The 15,128-nt window shown below is 63.1% G+C and carries 18 protein-coding genes; all 18 read right to left on the bottom strand.

The features are described from left to right. Window position 1 precedes the first annotated feature (1 nt). On the bottom strand, window positions 2–1,171 hold the full coding sequence (locus C2134_RS20720; RefSeq protein ID WP_103321940.1) for an FAD-dependent oxidoreductase: 1,170 nt from the start codon (window positions 1,169–1,171) through the stop codon (window positions 2–4). A gap of 1 nt (window position 1,172) precedes the next feature. Beyond that, a complete protein-coding gene (locus tag C2134_RS20725) occupies window positions 1,173–2,468 on the bottom strand; it encodes an aminopeptidase P N-terminal domain-containing protein (RefSeq protein WP_103321941.1) in 1,296 nt (431 codons plus the stop codon). Window positions 2,469–2,620: 152 nt separating this feature from the next. Continuing rightward, window positions 2,621–3,346, bottom strand: coding sequence for a YebC/PmpR family DNA-binding transcriptional regulator (locus C2134_RS20730; RefSeq protein ID WP_103321942.1), 726 nt, complete (start codon window positions 3,344–3,346; stop codon window positions 2,621–2,623). A 100-nt stretch (window positions 3,347–3,446) separates the two neighbouring features. Continuing rightward, window positions 3,447–4,223, bottom strand: coding sequence for a flagellar biosynthetic protein FliR (fliR, locus tag C2134_RS20735; RefSeq protein WP_103321943.1), 777 nt, complete (start codon window positions 4,221–4,223; stop codon window positions 3,447–3,449). Further along, window positions 4,223–4,492: a flagellar biosynthesis protein FliQ gene (gene fliQ / locus C2134_RS20740; RefSeq protein WP_043628515.1), complete on the bottom strand. Its 270-nt coding sequence runs from the start codon at window positions 4,490–4,492 to the stop codon at window positions 4,223–4,225. Before fliQ ends, fliR begins: the two co-directional genes overlap by 1 nt. After that, window positions 4,489–4,989, bottom strand: coding sequence for a GNAT family N-acetyltransferase (locus C2134_RS20745; RefSeq protein WP_103321944.1), 501 nt, complete (start codon window positions 4,987–4,989; stop codon window positions 4,489–4,491). The genes fliQ and C2134_RS20745 overlap by 4 nt, the downstream gene beginning before the upstream one ends. Then, window positions 4,986–5,738 (bottom strand): flagellar type III secretion system pore protein FliP, encoded by a 753-nt coding sequence (fliP, locus tag C2134_RS20750; protein WP_103321945.1) that lies wholly within the window; start codon window positions 5,736–5,738, stop codon window positions 4,986–4,988. The genes C2134_RS20745 and fliP overlap by 4 nt, the downstream gene beginning before the upstream one ends. Next, the gene (fliO, locus tag C2134_RS20755) at window positions 5,735–6,184 is read right to left on the bottom strand and encodes a flagellar biosynthetic protein FliO (RefSeq protein WP_103321994.1); all 450 of its coding nucleotides are present in this window, start codon (window positions 6,182–6,184) and stop codon (window positions 5,735–5,737) included. Before fliO ends, fliP begins: the two co-directional genes overlap by 4 nt. A gap of 5 nt (window positions 6,185–6,189) precedes the next feature. Then, window positions 6,190–6,636 (bottom strand): flagellar motor switch protein FliN, encoded by a 447-nt coding sequence (fliN, locus tag C2134_RS20760; RefSeq protein ID WP_103321946.1) that lies wholly within the window; start codon window positions 6,634–6,636, stop codon window positions 6,190–6,192. Beyond that, window positions 6,633–7,637, bottom strand: a complete 1,005-nt coding sequence (gene fliM, locus C2134_RS20765; RefSeq protein WP_103321947.1) for a flagellar motor switch protein FliM — start codon at window positions 7,635–7,637, stop codon at window positions 6,633–6,635. Before fliM ends, fliN begins: the two co-directional genes overlap by 4 nt. Window positions 7,638–7,642: 5 nt before the next feature. Next, complete coding sequence (locus C2134_RS20770) at window positions 7,643–8,164, bottom strand: flagellar basal body-associated FliL family protein (RefSeq protein ID WP_043628505.1); 522 nt, start codon at window positions 8,162–8,164, stop codon at window positions 7,643–7,645. 108 nt (window positions 8,165–8,272) lie between these two features. Continuing rightward, window positions 8,273–9,283: a flagellar hook-length control protein FliK gene (locus tag C2134_RS20775; protein WP_103321948.1), complete on the bottom strand. Its 1,011-nt coding sequence runs from the start codon at window positions 9,281–9,283 to the stop codon at window positions 8,273–8,275. Between the two features lie 54 nt (window positions 9,284–9,337). Continuing rightward, window positions 9,338–9,790, bottom strand: coding sequence for a flagellar export protein FliJ (gene fliJ, locus C2134_RS20780; RefSeq protein ID WP_103321949.1), 453 nt, complete (start codon window positions 9,788–9,790; stop codon window positions 9,338–9,340). Between the two features lie 9 nt (window positions 9,791–9,799). After that, window positions 9,800–11,194: a flagellar protein export ATPase FliI gene (gene fliI / locus C2134_RS20785; protein ID WP_103321950.1), complete on the bottom strand. Its 1,395-nt coding sequence runs from the start codon at window positions 11,192–11,194 to the stop codon at window positions 9,800–9,802. Beyond that, window positions 11,175–12,047 (bottom strand): FliH/SctL family protein, encoded by an 873-nt coding sequence (locus tag C2134_RS20790; RefSeq protein WP_103321951.1) that lies wholly within the window; start codon window positions 12,045–12,047, stop codon window positions 11,175–11,177. Before C2134_RS20790 ends, fliI begins: the two co-directional genes overlap by 20 nt. After that, window positions 12,028–13,026, bottom strand: coding sequence for a flagellar motor switch protein FliG (gene fliG / locus C2134_RS20795; protein ID WP_103321952.1), 999 nt, complete (start codon window positions 13,024–13,026; stop codon window positions 12,028–12,030). Before fliG ends, C2134_RS20790 begins: the two co-directional genes overlap by 20 nt. After that, window positions 13,019–14,638, bottom strand: coding sequence for a flagellar basal-body MS-ring/collar protein FliF (fliF, locus tag C2134_RS20800; protein ID WP_233196534.1), 1,620 nt, complete (start codon window positions 14,636–14,638; stop codon window positions 13,019–13,021). Before fliF ends, fliG begins: the two co-directional genes overlap by 8 nt. 167 nt (window positions 14,639–14,805) lie before the next feature. Continuing rightward, the gene (gene fliE / locus C2134_RS20805) at window positions 14,806–15,126 is read right to left on the bottom strand and encodes a flagellar hook-basal body complex protein FliE (RefSeq protein ID WP_103321954.1); all 321 of its coding nucleotides are present in this window, start codon (window positions 15,124–15,126) and stop codon (window positions 14,806–14,808) included. Window positions 15,127–15,128: the final 2 nt, after the last annotated feature.

A 15,128-nucleotide genomic window follows, 5' to 3' on the forward strand; every position in this document is an offset into this window, starting at 1 on the left:
CTTATCCTTGCACGCCGAACACCAGATGGCCGGCGAATTTGCGCCTGAGCGCAGGCAGCGCGTCCAGAGTGGTCATGCCGATGCCGCGCAGCGCGTTCTGCAATGGATGGTGGCCGTCGAACAGCTTGATCAGGCCGTGGGTGAAACCAACCACCGCATGGCTGTCCAGCCTGCGCGCGGCGGCATATCGCTTCAGCGCGCGCGCGTCGCCGGGATCGCCCGCCCCCTCCAACGCCTGGCACAAGCCAACGGCGTCGCGCAGGCCCAGGTTCAGGCCCTGCGCCGCCACCGGGTGCATGGTTTGCGCCGCATTGCCGATCAAGGCCACGCGGCCGCTTACCACCTGGTTGGCCTGGCGCAACGCCAGCGGGAAGCTGGCGCGCGGGCCGATGGACAGGATGCGGCCCTGGCGCTCGCCAAAAGCCTGCTGCAGCGACTCGCGCAGCGCGCTCTCGTCGGCGGCCACCAAGCGCTCGGCGTCGTCTTGGCTGCGCGTCCACACCAGCATGTAGCGCTCGCCATGCGGCAGCAAGGCGAATGGGCCGTCGTGGGCGAAGCGTTCGTAGGCCACGCCCATGGGCGGCCGCTCGGTTTCCACCTCGGCCAGCACCGCGCACTGATGATAATCATGGGTCCGACGATGGATGCCCGGCAGCGCTTCCGCCAGCGCGCCGCCTTCAGCCAGCGCCACCAGCCGGGCGGTCAGCAGGCGTTTGCCCTGCGGCGTCTCCACCTCGACGCAGGCATACTGGCTCAGGCTCTTCACCGACGTCACCCGCGTCTGCCACAGCACCTGCACGCCTGCGCGCGCCAGGGCGCGGGACAGGCCAGCCACCAGCGCCGGGTAATCCACCACCGCGCCCAGGTGCGGCAAGCCGAGGTCGGACTTGTCCAGCCGGGTACGGCCGCAACTGCCCTGCTGCGACACATGAACGGTGTCGATGACGGTGGACGGCATGTCATCCGGCCAGGCGCCGGCGTCGGCCAGCAGCTCGCGGCTGTGCCAGGACAGGGCCAGCGCGCGGGCGTCGCGCACCTCGGCCTCCCGGGCACGCGCTTCGATCAGCAGCACGCGCCGCCCCTGCCGGGCCAGCCGCAGCGCCGCCAGCGCGCCCACCGGGCCTCCGCCGACAACCAGAACGTCGGCGTGTTCGCTGTTCATCGCATTCATATCATTCTCCGCGCATCAGCGCCTCGATCTCGGCTATCGTCTTGGGCGCCGCCGCGGTATACACCTCATTGCCGTCCGCGGTGACCAGCACATCGTCCTCGATGCGCACGCCGATATTGTGGAAAGCCGCCGGCACATCGTCGGCCGGCCGGATATACAGGCCCGGTTCGATGGTGGTGCACATGCCCGGCTGATAGCTGCGCCATTGGCCATGCAGCTTGCGCTGGCCGACATCGTGCACGTCCAGGCCTATCATGTGGCCGACGCCATGCATGTAGAAACGGCGGTATGCGCCGGATTCGATCACGCCATCCAGCGTGCCGCTCAACAAACCCAGGTCCAACATGCCTTGCGCCAGCACGCGCAGCGCGGCGTCGCCCGGCGCATGCCAGGCCGCGCCCGGCTTCACCGCGTCGATGCCGGCCAGTTCGGCCGCCAGCACCACCTCGTACACATCGCGCTGCGGCCCGCTGAAGCGGCCATTGGCCGGAAAGGTGCGGGTGATGTCGCCGGCGTAGCCCTGCAGTTCGCAACCGGCGTCGATCAGCACCAGATCGCCGTCGCGTATCCAGGCATCGTTGGCCACGTAGTGCAGGGTGCAGGCATTGGCGCCCGCCGCCACGATGGACTCATAAGCCTGATAGCGCGCGCCGCGGCCCACAAAGGCATGCAGCAGCTCGGCTTCCAGTTGGTATTCATGCATGCCTGGACGGGCGGCGCGCATCGCCTGGATGTGGCCGGCGGCGGAAATCTCGCCGGCACGGCGCAGCAAAGCGATCTCGTCCTCGTCTTTGACCATGCGCATCTCGTCCAGCAGCACGCGCAGGTCGCCATAATGCGACGGCGGGCGCGCGCCGGAACGCGCCTGCGCGCGCACCGCTTCCAGCCAGGTATTGACGCGGCGGTCGAATGCCTCGTCATGGCCCAGCGGCCACCACAGCTGGCTGCGGTCGGTCAGCAGTTCCGGAATCCGCGCCGCCATCTCCGACAGGGCATAGACCTCGTCGAAGCCGAAAACCTCGCGCGCGCCATCAGGCCCGTGGCGAAAACCCTCCCAGATCTCCATCTCGGGATTCCGTTCGCGGCAAAACAGGATGGACTTGCCGCTGCGTCCGTCCAGCAGCAACACCGCTTCCGGCTCGGCAAAGCCGGTCAAATACAGAAAATGGCTGTCGGCGCGGTAGGGATAGTGGCAGTCGGCGTTGCGCACGGCTTCCGGCGCAGTGGGCAACAGAACGACGCCATCGCCGATCTGCGTCAGTAAACGGCGGCGGCGGGCGGCATGCGGCTGGGACATAGGGTGGCGGATTCCTGCGGCGGTGGTCGAAACGAATCAAGCCGCCAGTTTACACCTGCGGCGGCCTCGCCCCAAGCCTGCCGGGGCGGCGCGCAGCACATCGGCATGAAAAAACCCGGCATGGCCGGGTTGTTTGCCTTGATGGCGCGGGCTTATTCGCCGATGACGGCGGAGGTATACACCTCCTGCACATCGTCCAGGTCTTCCAGCGCGTCCAGCAGCTTCTGCATGCGGACGGCGTCATCGCCAGTCAGTTCGGTCTCGTTCTCGGCCCGCATCGTCACTTCGCCCATCTCGGACTTGAAGCCCTTGGCTTCCAGCGCGTCCTTGATGTCGGTGAATTCGTAAGGGCCGGTGATCACTTCGATCGAACCGTCGTCATTGGTGACCACGTCCTCGGCGCCGGCTTCCAGCGCCGCTTCCATCAGCGCATCCTCATCCACGCCCGGGGCGAACACCAGATAGCCGCAGTGCTTGAACTGGAAGGCCACGCAGCCGTCGGTGCCCATATTGCCGCCGTACTTGGAGAAAGCATGGCGCACATCGGCCACGGTGCGGGTCTTGTTGTCGGTCAGACAGTCCACCATCACCGCGGCACCGGCAATGCCATAGCCTTCATAACGGCATTCCACATAGTCCACGCCTTCCAGCTGACCCGTGCCGCGCTTGATCGCGTTCTCGATATTGTCCTTGGGCATGGACTCGGCCTTGGCCTTGTCCACGGCCAGGCGCAGGCGCGGGTTCATGTTGACGTCGCCCCCGCCCATCTTGGCGGCGACGGTGATTTCCTTGATCAGGCGGGTGAAGATCTTGCCACGTTTGGCATCCTGGCGACCCTTGCGGTGCTGGATGTTAGCCCATTTACTGTGACCTGCCATATTTGCCTCTGTCTGTTGGTTTGGTTCTCGCCGAACCCAATCGTCAATCAAAAATCGCGATATTTTAACAGAAAGCGGCCGCGGACTACGAGATTCCGCGCTATTTGGCCTGCAGCATCCTGAGCATCATTTCAAAGCCGGCCCGATACATCTGCTCGATCACCGGCACCATCATCGGCAGCGTCAGATAGAGCGTGCCGAAACCAATCATGATGGTCAGCGGGAAACCGAAGGTGAAGATGTTGAACTGCGGCGCGGCGCGGGTCATCACGCCGATGGCCAGATTGGTGATCAGCAGCGCGCCGATCACCGGCATGGTCAGGCGGATGCCCCACTCCACCATATGCGCGCCCCACAGCGCCAACGCCTTGATGCCCTGAGCCGGCATCCCCATCCCGATAGGCAGCACGCGGAAGCTTTCCACCAGGGTGTGCAACACCACATGGTGGCCATCGAACGATAAAAACAGGAAAAACGTGAACAAAGACAGCATCTGCGACACCACCGGCACCTGGGCCGCGTGAACCGGGTCGAAGAACATGGCGAAGCCCAGGCCGGTTTGCGCGCCGATGATGAAACCGGCTATTTCCACCGAGGTGATCACGAGGCGCATCACAAAGCCCATTGCCAGACCGATCAGCAGTTGCTGCAGCAGGATGGCGATGCCCTCAGCCGACACCAAGGGCACCGCTGGCAAGGGCGGCAGCAAGGGCGCCAGCAAAACGGTCAGCATCAATGCGAACCCCGCCTTGAAAGTGCGCGGCACGCCGCGATAGGCGAAGATGGGCTCCGTCAGGAACAAACCGACGATGCGCGCGAAGGGCCAGACAAAGACACTGACCCAGGCGTTGATCTCTACATCGCTCAGCGCCAGCATCAGCCAATCACATTCGGTATGCTCTGGAACAGCCGGGTGATGTACTCCATCAAGGTGTTCAGCATCCACGGCCCGGCCAGCACCAGCACCAGAAACATCGCCAGCAGCTTGGGAATGAAAGTCAGCGTCATTTCATTGATCTGGGTGGCGGCCTGCAGAATGCTGATCAGCAGGCCCACTAACAGAGAAGTCAACAAGACCGGCGCCGATACGATGATCAGAATGTACAGCGCATTCTGCATGATGCTGATGACCAATTCAGGACTCATGACTCTTCCTCCCGCCAGCCGCCCTTGGCCAGCAGCCAATTGTCTATCGCCACGCCTTGCCGGATGATCCGGTTAGGACGAAGCAGGCGGTAAGCCGCCCGCTCGAACACCGGACGGGACGCATGGCTGGCCCAGACGTAATACGCATTGACGCCCGCCGCCGTAGCCTGGCGCTCCAGTTCGACGATCATTCGGCCGCCCAAGCCGCGCCGGGCGGCCCACGGCGCGACATACAGCATGTCGAACTCGCCGTCCCGCTTCAGCCAGGCGAAACCTGCCATGCGTCCATCCGCCGCCATCTCCTTGCACGACCACGCATCGGCCAGCCGAGCTTGCCAGGCGAGAGCGATTTCCTCATCCCAGCCGCGCGCCGGCGCCCAGACCGCGCACTGCTCTTCAGTGTAAACCGTTCCGGCCAAGGCGCGGACGCTGGCTTGAAACAAGGCATGACACGACGGCAGATCAGCCGCCGACAGCGCTTCCAACGGCATCGTCATCCCGTGTAAAAGCTCTGCACCAGCGAGCCCATCAGCAGCGTCCAGCCATCCACCAACACAAACAGCATCATCTTGAACGGCAGCGAGATGGTCACCGGCGACACCATCATCATCCCCATCGCCATCAGGATGCTGGCGACAACCAGGTCGATGATCATGAAGGGGATGAAAACCATGAAGCCGATCTGGAACGCGGTTTTCAGTTCGCTGATGGCGAAGGCCGGCACCAGCGTCTTCATCGACACGTCTTCCTTGGTCTGCGGCTTTTCCGATTGAGAGATCTCGATGAAGAAAGCCAGGTCCTTCTCCCGGGTCTGGCGCAGCATGAAAGCCTTCATCGGTTTGCTGGCTTCATCCAGCGCCTGGTTGAAGCTGATTTTGTCGTCGGAAAACGGCACCCAGGCTTTGCTGTAGACCTGATCGAAAGTCGGCCCCATGACAAACAGCGTCAGAAACAGCGCCAAACCGACAATCACCTGGTTAGGCGGCGCCTGGGTGGTGCCCAGCGCCTGCCGAAGCAGCGACAGCACGATCACGATCCGGGTGAAGGCCGTCATCATCAGCAACATGGCCGGGATGAAGGTCAGCGCCGTCATGAACAACAGCATCTGCAGGCTGAGCGAGTAATTCTGCCCGCCGCCCGCCGCCGGCGAACTCGTCATCAGCGGCAGCCCCGCCGCCGCATCGGCCAGCAACGGCAACAACAAAGCCCCGCCGGACAGCAGGGCGATCACCAACTTTTTCTTCATGATTTGTCCCGCTGCCCCTGCCCGCCGCGGCTCTTGTCCAGCGCGGCTTTCAACCAGCGGGCGAATGGCTCCGCCGGTTCAGTCTGGGGCTGGTCGGCGCCTTCCGGCCTGGGCATCTTGCTGAGCAGATTGACCTGCTGCGGCGTCACGCCCAGCACCAGCCACTCGCCTTCCAGTTCGACGATCACCACCCGTTCCTTCTGGCCTATCATGGCGCCGCCGACCACGCGCACCCGGCCCATGCCACCCAGCATGCCGCCGGACAAGCGCTTGAACAGCCAAGCCACGCCGACGATGGCGCCCAGCACCACCGCCAGACCCAGAATCACCTGCAACAGGCTGGCAAAAGGCGACGGCGCAGGCGGGGCCGGCGCTTGCGCCGCCAGGGCCATCGCCGACCAGGCCAAACCGGATGCGCCCAGCAAGGCGCGCGAGGGATTCGGCATGATCCTCATTTCTGCAAGCGGCGAATGCGCTCGGCCGGCGTAATGATGTCGGTCAGGCGAATACCGAACTTGTCGTTGACCACCACCACCTCGCCCTGGGCAATCAGGCAGCCATTGACCAGAACGTCCATCGGCTCGCCCGCCATCCCGTCCAGCTCCACCACCGAGCCCTGCGCCAGCTGCAACAGGTTGCGGATGGCGATCTTGGTGCGGCCCAGCTCCACGGTCAGCTGCACCGGAATGTCCAGAATCATGTCCAGATTCTGCTGCGTGCCGCTGGCCGCGGCCGCCGTGCCCAACTCCTGGAACAAACCTTGCGCCGGCACCGCCTCCGGCGCTTCCGCCGACTGGCTGTCCGCCACCTCCTGTTCCGCCATCGCGGCGGCCCAGTCGTCCATCGAGACTTCTTCCTCGGCGCCTGCCGCGCCGCCCTGCAGCTCTTCTTCGCTCATTGCTCTTTATCTCCCGGCAGCTCCAAGAACTCGTTCGCTCCCGCCAAAATCTTTTCCACTTTCAAGGCATAGCGGCCCTGTACCGTGCCGTAACTGGCTTCGAACACCGGAATGCCCGACACATCGGCTTCCACCCGCTCCGGAATCTCCACCATCACCACATCGCCCGCCTTCAGGTTCAGAATCTGCCCCAGGGTCACCTTGGATTGGGCCAGCGTGGCCACCAGCTCCACCTCGGCCGCCTGCACCTGATGCGTCATCAGGTTGACCCAGCGGTTATCCACTTCTGTGCGGTCGGCCTGCATCGTGCTGGACAGCAGATCGCGGATCGGCTCCACCATGGAGTACGGCAGACAGATGTGGAAATCACCGCCGCCCGCGCCCAGCTCGATATGGAAGGTCATCGCCACGACCACCTCGGTCGGCGTGGCGATATTGGCGAACTGGGTGTTCATTTCAGAGCGCAGATAGACAAACTCGATCGGATGCACCGGCTCCCAGGCCTTCTGGCACTCAGCAAACACCACCTCCAGCAGACGGTGGATGATGCGCTGCTCCGTCGGCGTGAAATCCCGCCCCTCCACCCGTACGTGGTAGCGGCCGTCGCTGCCGAACAGGTTGTCCACGATCAGGAACACCAGATCCGGATCGAAGATCAACAGGCCCGTGCCGCGCAGCGGCTTGACATGCACCAGGTTCAGGTTGGTCGGCACCACCAGGTTGCGGATGAATTCGCTGTATTTCTGCACCCGCACCGGCCCCACGGAGATTTCCGCGTTGCGACGGATGAAGTTGAACAGGCCGATGCGCAGATTACGGGCAAAACGCTCGTTGATGATCTCAAGCGTCGGCATGCGGCCGCGGACAATGCGCTCCTGCCGACCAATGTCGTAGCCGCGTACGCCTGAGGCATCCTGGCCTGCCTCGTCATCTTCGTCCTCGCCGGAGACGCCTCGTAATAGCGCGTCTACCTCTTCCTGGGACAGGATATCGTCGCCCATGGCGCTTACTGCTTCTGAATGATGAAGGAAGTGAAGAGGACGCTATCGACGACGGGATCCTCGCCCGCGTCCATCGCCTCGTTGATGATCTGCTTGACCTGCGCCTTGAGCTTGACCTTGCCGTCGGCGGTACTGACCTCAGCGGCGGTTTTGGACGACAAGAGCAAAATGACCGCGCTGCGGATCTTGGGCGCATAGTCGGTGAATTTCTTCTTGGCCTCTTCGTCGCCCAGCTCCGCCTGCATGTCAACCTGCAACAGGCTACCGTCATTGCCGGCCAGATTGACCACGAAAGTGTCAAGTTTTTCGAAAATCGGCGGACCTTCGTGTTTTTTCTTCGGTTTTTCCTTGACCTGCTCAGTCTGCGCCCCAGCTTGCGGCTTGCCCATGCTGGTGAACATATACGCGGCCAGCCCGCCCACCGCGACCAATAGCAGAATCAGCAGCACAATGACGATCAGCATCAGCTTGTTGCCGCCGCCTCCTGCCTTTTTTTCCGCCTTATCCGCCTTTTTTTCGTCCGACATATGTTATGACCTGTTCTTTTATGGAGTGCCTAGTGAAATCTTAAACGATTTCCCCCCCATATTTTCCAGTTTTCTCGGGCGGATGAACAGTGTCGTAATCAAATACGATCAGGCAAATATACTGAGTATGCCGCGCGCGGCCTTGATCGAGGCCAGAGCGTCCACGCCATCCACCTCGGGGAGGCCCGCATCCTGGCGGCCGCGCTTCTGCTGGAATGCCTGTTGCTGCTGGCCGGAATTGCCGCTGGAAACCTGAGAGTCGGTCAGTTGGATGCCGCTTGAAGACAGCATGGAACTGAGGCGGTGCATATTGTTTTCCAAAGCTTCGCGGGTAGCGGGCACCGCCGCGGTGAACAAAACTTGCGCCTGATCCGTGCCGTTCATCTTCAAGGTGATCTCAATCGGCCCCATCTGCGGCGGGTTCAACTGAATCTGCGCCTTGTCCATTTTCAGGCTGACCATGCTCAGCACTTGCTCCCCCAGCGCTTTGCCCCAATTGGGATCGTTCAGCGTCTGCGGCAAGGTCAGCTGCGGCATATTGGCGCTGGCCGCCGCCTGCGCTTGATTGCTCTGCTGCGGCTGCTGCAATTGCTGCAGCGGCAAGAATTGCGCGGCCGTCTGATCCGGGTCCGGCAATTTTTGCTGGCTGCTCTGCCAGTTGAACCCCTGCTTGCCGACGGGCAGCAGCAACGTGGGATCTACCTTGGGAGTCGCTTGCTGAGCCTGCAGATCCTGTATCGGCAAATGAGTGGCGGACGGTTGCGCCAACAAGTCCTGCACCGGCGCCTTGTCTTGCGCCGCTTGAGTCGGCTGCTGCGCGGGCGTCACTGGCGCCTGTTGCAACTGCAGCGCCGCCAGCAGAGGCGTGGCCAGCGCGGCTTGCGCAGAGGCGTCGCCGGGCGAGGCATTGGGCTTGTCATCGTCAGGCTTGCCCGCTCCGGTGCCGCCATCCCCCAGCCCCGGCAACAGGCTGCCGATCGCGCTCATCTGCACGCCAAGCAGGCTGGCGAACAGATTTCCGGCCGCCCCCTCGGCGCCCCCTCCTGCGGCGGAGGAAGAGCCGCTGGGGCCGGACGCGCCGCTGGAATTGGCAACTGGCGTAGTGACGATGATGGTCATGATCAAGCCTCGACTGAGTATTAGCCTCCCGTTCAAAGCAAGGAGCATGCCAGATCAGGCGTCCTCGCCGTGCGTCTTATCCCAGAATTGCCGAGTAGCAAACTCGTCGGTGCGCCTTTGTTCGCGCTTGGCCTCCAGTTGCGCCTCGCGCTCGCGCTCGCGCTGCAGCAGCTTTTCATAGGCCTTGAATTTTTTGTATTCATGCTGCCAAGCTTGCCGCTCCAGCATGAAGCGCTGGGTGCAGCGATCCACATCCTGCCGCTGCTGGATCATGGCTTCATCCAGCCGGGACAGGAATCGATGGAAGTCCTGATACTGGATCACCGACATGCCCTTGCTGCCGCCCGTCACCAGCCGCTGGCGATATTCATTGCGAAAATCGTCCAACTGCGTCAGCCGCATGTGAGCCTGATTGAGGCTGTTCTGCGCCAGGCTCATCCGCTCCGCCGCCGACTGCTGTCTTTCGTCGGCCAGCCTAACCAGCAGCAGATACTTGCTTTCCGCCATGGATCAACCTCAGACCAGCACGCTCGCCAATTGCTCGCAGCAGGAGGCGTAGTCGTGCGATTCATGCATAGGCTGGGTCAGGAAACCCACCATGGGCAAATGGCGGCGCATCGCATCGTCCAGCACCGGATCGGAGCCGGCGACATAGGCGCCCACGCTGATCAGATCGCGATTGCGCCGATAGCGCGAATACAATTGTTTGAAGTGGCGGGCCATGTCCATTTGCTGTTGCGGCACGATGTCGACCATCACCCGACTGATCGATTGCTCGATGTCGATGGCGGGGTAATGCCCTGCCTCGGCCAAATCGCGCGACAACACGAAGTGGCCATCGAGGATGGCTCGCGCCGAGTCGGCGATCGGATCCTGCTGATCGTCGCCCTCGGACAGCACGGTATAGAAGCCCGTGATCGAACCGCCGCCTTCCTCGCCATTGCCTGCACGCTCGATCAATTGCGGCAAGCGGGCGAAAACGGACGGCGGATAGCCCTTGGTCACCGGCGGCTCGCCAATGGCCAGGGCGATCTCGCGCTGCGCCATCGCGTAACGGGTGACCGAATCCATCAGCAGCAACACGTCCAGGCCCTGGGCGCGGAAATATTCCGCCAGCGCCGTGGCGTAGGCCGCGCCATGCAGCCGCATCAAGGGCGGCATGTCGGCCGGCGCCGCCACCACCACCGAGCGCGCGCGCCCTTCGTCGCCCAGGATGTTGTCGATGAAGTCCTTCACCTCGCGGCCCCGTTCGCCGATCAGGCCCACCACCACCACGTCGGCCTTGGTAAAGCGGGCCATCATGCCCAGGAGAACCGATTTGCCGACCCCCGAGCCGGCGAACAAGCCCAAACGCTGGCCCCGCCCCACGGTCAACAGGCCGTTGATGGCGCGCACGCCGACATCCAGCACATCATGCACCGGGGTGCGGTCCAGCGGGTTGATCGGTTGGCTGTAAAGGGGGTACCAGGCATCGGGATGGATGGGGCCCAAGCCATCCAGCGGCCGCCCCAGAGAATCCAGCACGCGGCCCAGCAGGCTGAGGCCGACCGGCACCTGGCGGCCGACGGAGAGATCGGCGCGCGCGGCACCGCGAGCATGCCCGTACATCGGCGGCGCATGCGAAGCCAATGGCAACACCGGCGTGCCCGGCAGCAAGCCGTGAACATTGGTCAAAGGCATCAGAAACACTTTGTCGCCGGCAAAGCCAACCACCTCGGCCTCGACCGCCTGATCGTCGGCCAGCATCACCCGGCAGGCACTGCCCACCGGCAGCTTGATGCCCACCGCCTCCATCACCATGCCGGTGACGCGCACCAGCCTGCCGCAAGGCTGCCACAACGAGGCCGAGGCCGCAGCCTCGCCGCAGGCGTCCAGCCAGGCGCGTTGCCGCTCAAGCAGACCGCTGCTCATCTCCCGCCTCCAGCCCTAAGGCCCGGCTCAAGGCGGCCAGGCGGGTTTCGACGCTCATGTCCAAGCGCGCCGACGCGGTATCGATGACGCATCCGCCGCGCGTGATCGCCGGATCTTCTATCCACTGCCAAGCCGTCTCCGGCGTTTCCTGCTGCAAGAATTCGCGCGCCACTTCCACATCGGCCGGATTGACGCGCAAGCGAGCCGTGGCAAGCGTGGACGGCAAGTCCGCCAGGGCCGATTGCAATAAGGGCAGCAAAGCCTGCTTGTCCTGCAGCAACTGCTGCTGCAGCAGCTTCTGCGCCAGTTGCCAGGCCAATCGCAGCACATCCTGGGCCAGTTCTTGCTCGACGCGCGCCAGCTCCGCGGAAAAACTGCCCGCCATCGACTGCAGAGACTGCCAGGCCTCATCCAGCCTGGGCTGCAGCTCGGCCCGCGCCTCGGCCGCGCCCTGCTCGCGCCCGGCTTGCATGCCCTGCTCGAAACCCTCGGCGCGGCCCGCCTCCAGCCCCGCATCATGCCCGGTCTGCCAGGCTTCCTGATGAATGGCTTCCAGCTCGGCCGCGGTCGGGTAGCTCAAGGCCGGCTCGTCTTCCGGCGCCGCATCCTCGGCCATTTCAGCCTGTTCGGCCATGGCCTCGGCCTCCGCCAGCGGCACTGGCGCCGCAGACCCGGCCTCGCTGGCGGCGATCCGCTCCGCCAGGCTGGGCCCGGGCTTGCGCATCTGCGCCATCGCCACCAGTTGGGCGGGAGACAGCGCCTGGGTAAACCCATCCAGCGAGGCCGGACTCCAACTGCTCCAGCTTTCCAGCTCTTCGCCGGGAATGATGGGATTATTCGACGAGGCCTTCATCACCGCCCTTGCTGCCTAGCACGATCTGGCCGTCGTCGGCGAGCTTGCGCACCACCTTGAGGATTTCCTTCTGCTCGGCCTCGACTTCGGACAGCTTGACCGGCCCCTTGGACTCCAGGTCGTCACGCAACATTTCCGCCGCGCGCTGCGACATATTGCGGAAGATCTTTTCCTTCAGCTCGTTGCTGGTGCCCTTCAAGGCGATCACCAGCGAATCGGACTGCACCTCGCGCAGAATGGTCTGGATCGAGCGATCGTCGACATCGAGCAGGTTTTCGAACACGAACATCTTGTCCTGAATCCGTTGCGCCAGCTCCGGATCGTATTCGCGGATATAGCCAAGGGCGGAGGCCTCGACATTGCCGCCCATGAAATTGAGGATTTCGGCTGTGAGCCCCACGCCGCCGGACGCGCTCTTCTTGATGCGGTCCGAACCGGACAACAGCTGGGTAAGCACGTCGTTCAGCTCGCGCAGCGCCTGCGGCTGCACCCCTTCCAGGGTGGCGGTGCGAATCAGCACCTCGTTGCGCATGCGTTCCGGGAAGAATGACAGGATGGAGCTGGACAAGTCCGGCTCCAGGTGCACCAGAATCGTGGCGATGATCTGCGGGTGTTCATGGCGGATCAAATCGGCGGCGGAGGACGGGTCCATCCATTTCAGGCTTTCGATGCCGCTGTGATCGTTGCCCTGCATGATCTTGTCCAGCAGGTTGGCGGCCTTGTCCGGCCCCAGCGCCTCCACCAGCACATTGCGCAGGTATTCGTCGGAAGCGCCGATGCTGGCGCGGGCCTGGCACTCCTGCCGGAATTGCTCCACCACGTCGTCGATCTGCTCATAGCTGAGGTTGTTGATCGCCGCCATGGCCAATGAAATCTTCTGCACCTCTTTCGGCCCCAGGTACTTGAATACCTCGACCGCCTCGGCCTGCCCCAGGCTGAACAGCAGGATGGCGCTTTTGCGAATGCCGTTATCACTCATCGGAGCTGATCCATTCCTTGATGATCTGAGCCGCCATGCGCGGATCGGACTTCACGATCTCGCGCACCGCTTCCAGATTGGTGCTGTACTGGCGCCGCTGCGCTTCGCGCGGATCTTCCGGCGCGCCGCTGCCAGCCATGCCGGCAGCCATCTCGCCTTCTTCGCCCTCTTCTCCCGCCACGCCCAGCAAGCGGCCGCCTTTGGCGCCTGCAGCGCCCTCGGCTTCGCCCGGCGCCGGCGGCGGCTTGACCAGATCGCGCATGATGGGACGCACCACGCCAAACAGCAGATACAACAGCGCTATCGCCAGCAAGCCATACTTGATCAAGCTGGTGCCGTTGCCGGTGACATAATCGACCACCCGCTCCTGCACGGTAACCGGCTGGGCATTGTCGGCGAAGGCGGCGTTGGCGACATTCAGCGTATCGCCGCGGCTGGCGTTGTAGCCCATCGCCTCTTTGACCAGATTGTTGATCTGCTGCACTTCCTGCGCCGTCAACGGCGTCGGCTTCATTTCGCCGTTCTTGTCCGGCATGCGCCGGTAGTTCACCACCACAGCGGCGGACAGCCGCTTGACCACGCCAGTCGGCACCTTGGTGTGCTGGATGGTCTTGTCCACTTCGTAATTGGTGGTGATGTCGCGCTGCAAAGTGCCGCTGGCGCTGACGCTCTGGCCGGATAGATTGGCCGTGCCCGGCCCGGCGCCCGGCGGCAGCGTGATGGGCGCCGACGCCGCAGATGGAGGCTGATTGGACAAGGCGCCCGGCACGCCGCTGGGCAGGGCGGAGCCATTGACCAGCTTTTCGCTGATCTGCTGGCTGCGCGTGGCCGACGGGTTGGGGCTGGAGTTGGGACGGTAGGTCTCGGACGTCTGCTCGATCTCGGAAAAATCGACATTGGCCGTCACCTGGGCGCGCGCGTTGCCCTTGCCGAATATCGGCTCCAGGATGTCTTCGATGCGCTTGACGTAGCCTTCCTCGATCTGGCGCACGAATCCCAGCTGGCGCTGATCCAGCCCGGAGTTTTCATCCACCCCCTGCTGCTTGGACAACAGATTGCCGTCTTGATCGACGATGGTGACGTTCTTCAAGGTCAGATTGGGCACCGAGCTGGACACCAAGTGCAGAATGCCGGCCACCTGGCCTGCATCCAACATGCGCCCCGGATACAACTCCAGCATCACGGAGGCGGTGGGCGCCTGCTGCTCCCGCACGAATACGCTCTGTTTGGGGGTAGCGATGTGCACGCGGGCGCTCTGCACCGAGGAAATCGCCTCGATAGTGCGCGCCAGCTCGCCCTCGATCGAACGCTGATAGTTGACCTGCTCGGCGAACTGGCTGATGCCGAACTTCTGGTTGTCCATCAACTCGAAGCCGACGCCGCTGGCCTTGGGCAAGCCCTGCGCCGCCAGTCTCAGCCTAACGTCGTAGACCTTGTCCGCAGGAACAGAGATCGCGCCGCCCTCGCCCAACTGATACGGAATGTTCATTTGCTGCAGCGCAGCCGTAATCTGACCGCCATCGCGATCAGCCAGATTGGAAAACAAAACCTTGTAAGAGGGGGTGCGATTGAGAACGACAGCGCCGACGACGACGGCGAAAATGGCCGCCAGCGCCGTCAGAAACAGGATTTTTTTATTGCTTGGCAAGGCCTTGAAGCGGTCTCCCGCTTCATTCAAACGAGCGCGCCAAACAGGAGTTGCGTTTTCTTCTGCCAGATCAGCCATACGGTGGTATTAGGTTGAGGTCCACCGCCGCCCAATCTGTGGATCCGACAGCGTTAGACTTGGGTATTCATGATTTCCTGATAGGCGCTGACTAGTTTATTGCGCGCCTGAACCATGGTCTGGAACGACAGGCTGGCTTTCTGCAAAGACATCATCACATCCTGCAGATTGACTTCCTTGTTGTCGCCCAGCTGAAACTGCTTCTGCATTTCCTCCGAAGTCTGCTGCGCCGAATTCACTTGGTCTATCGTCGACTTGAGCACGTCGGAAAAGTCGACTTGCGGCGTCTGCTGCGCAGCCTGCGGCTGCTTGCCCCCCGCTAACGCCGCGGCGCTTTTCAGTTCGCCCAGCAACTGGTCGATATTGTTTGACATGG

This window comes from Chromobacterium sinusclupearum (assembly GCF_002902845.1).
GTDB classification, from domain to species: domain Bacteria; phylum Pseudomonadota; class Gammaproteobacteria; order Burkholderiales; family Chromobacteriaceae; genus Chromobacterium; species Chromobacterium sinusclupearum.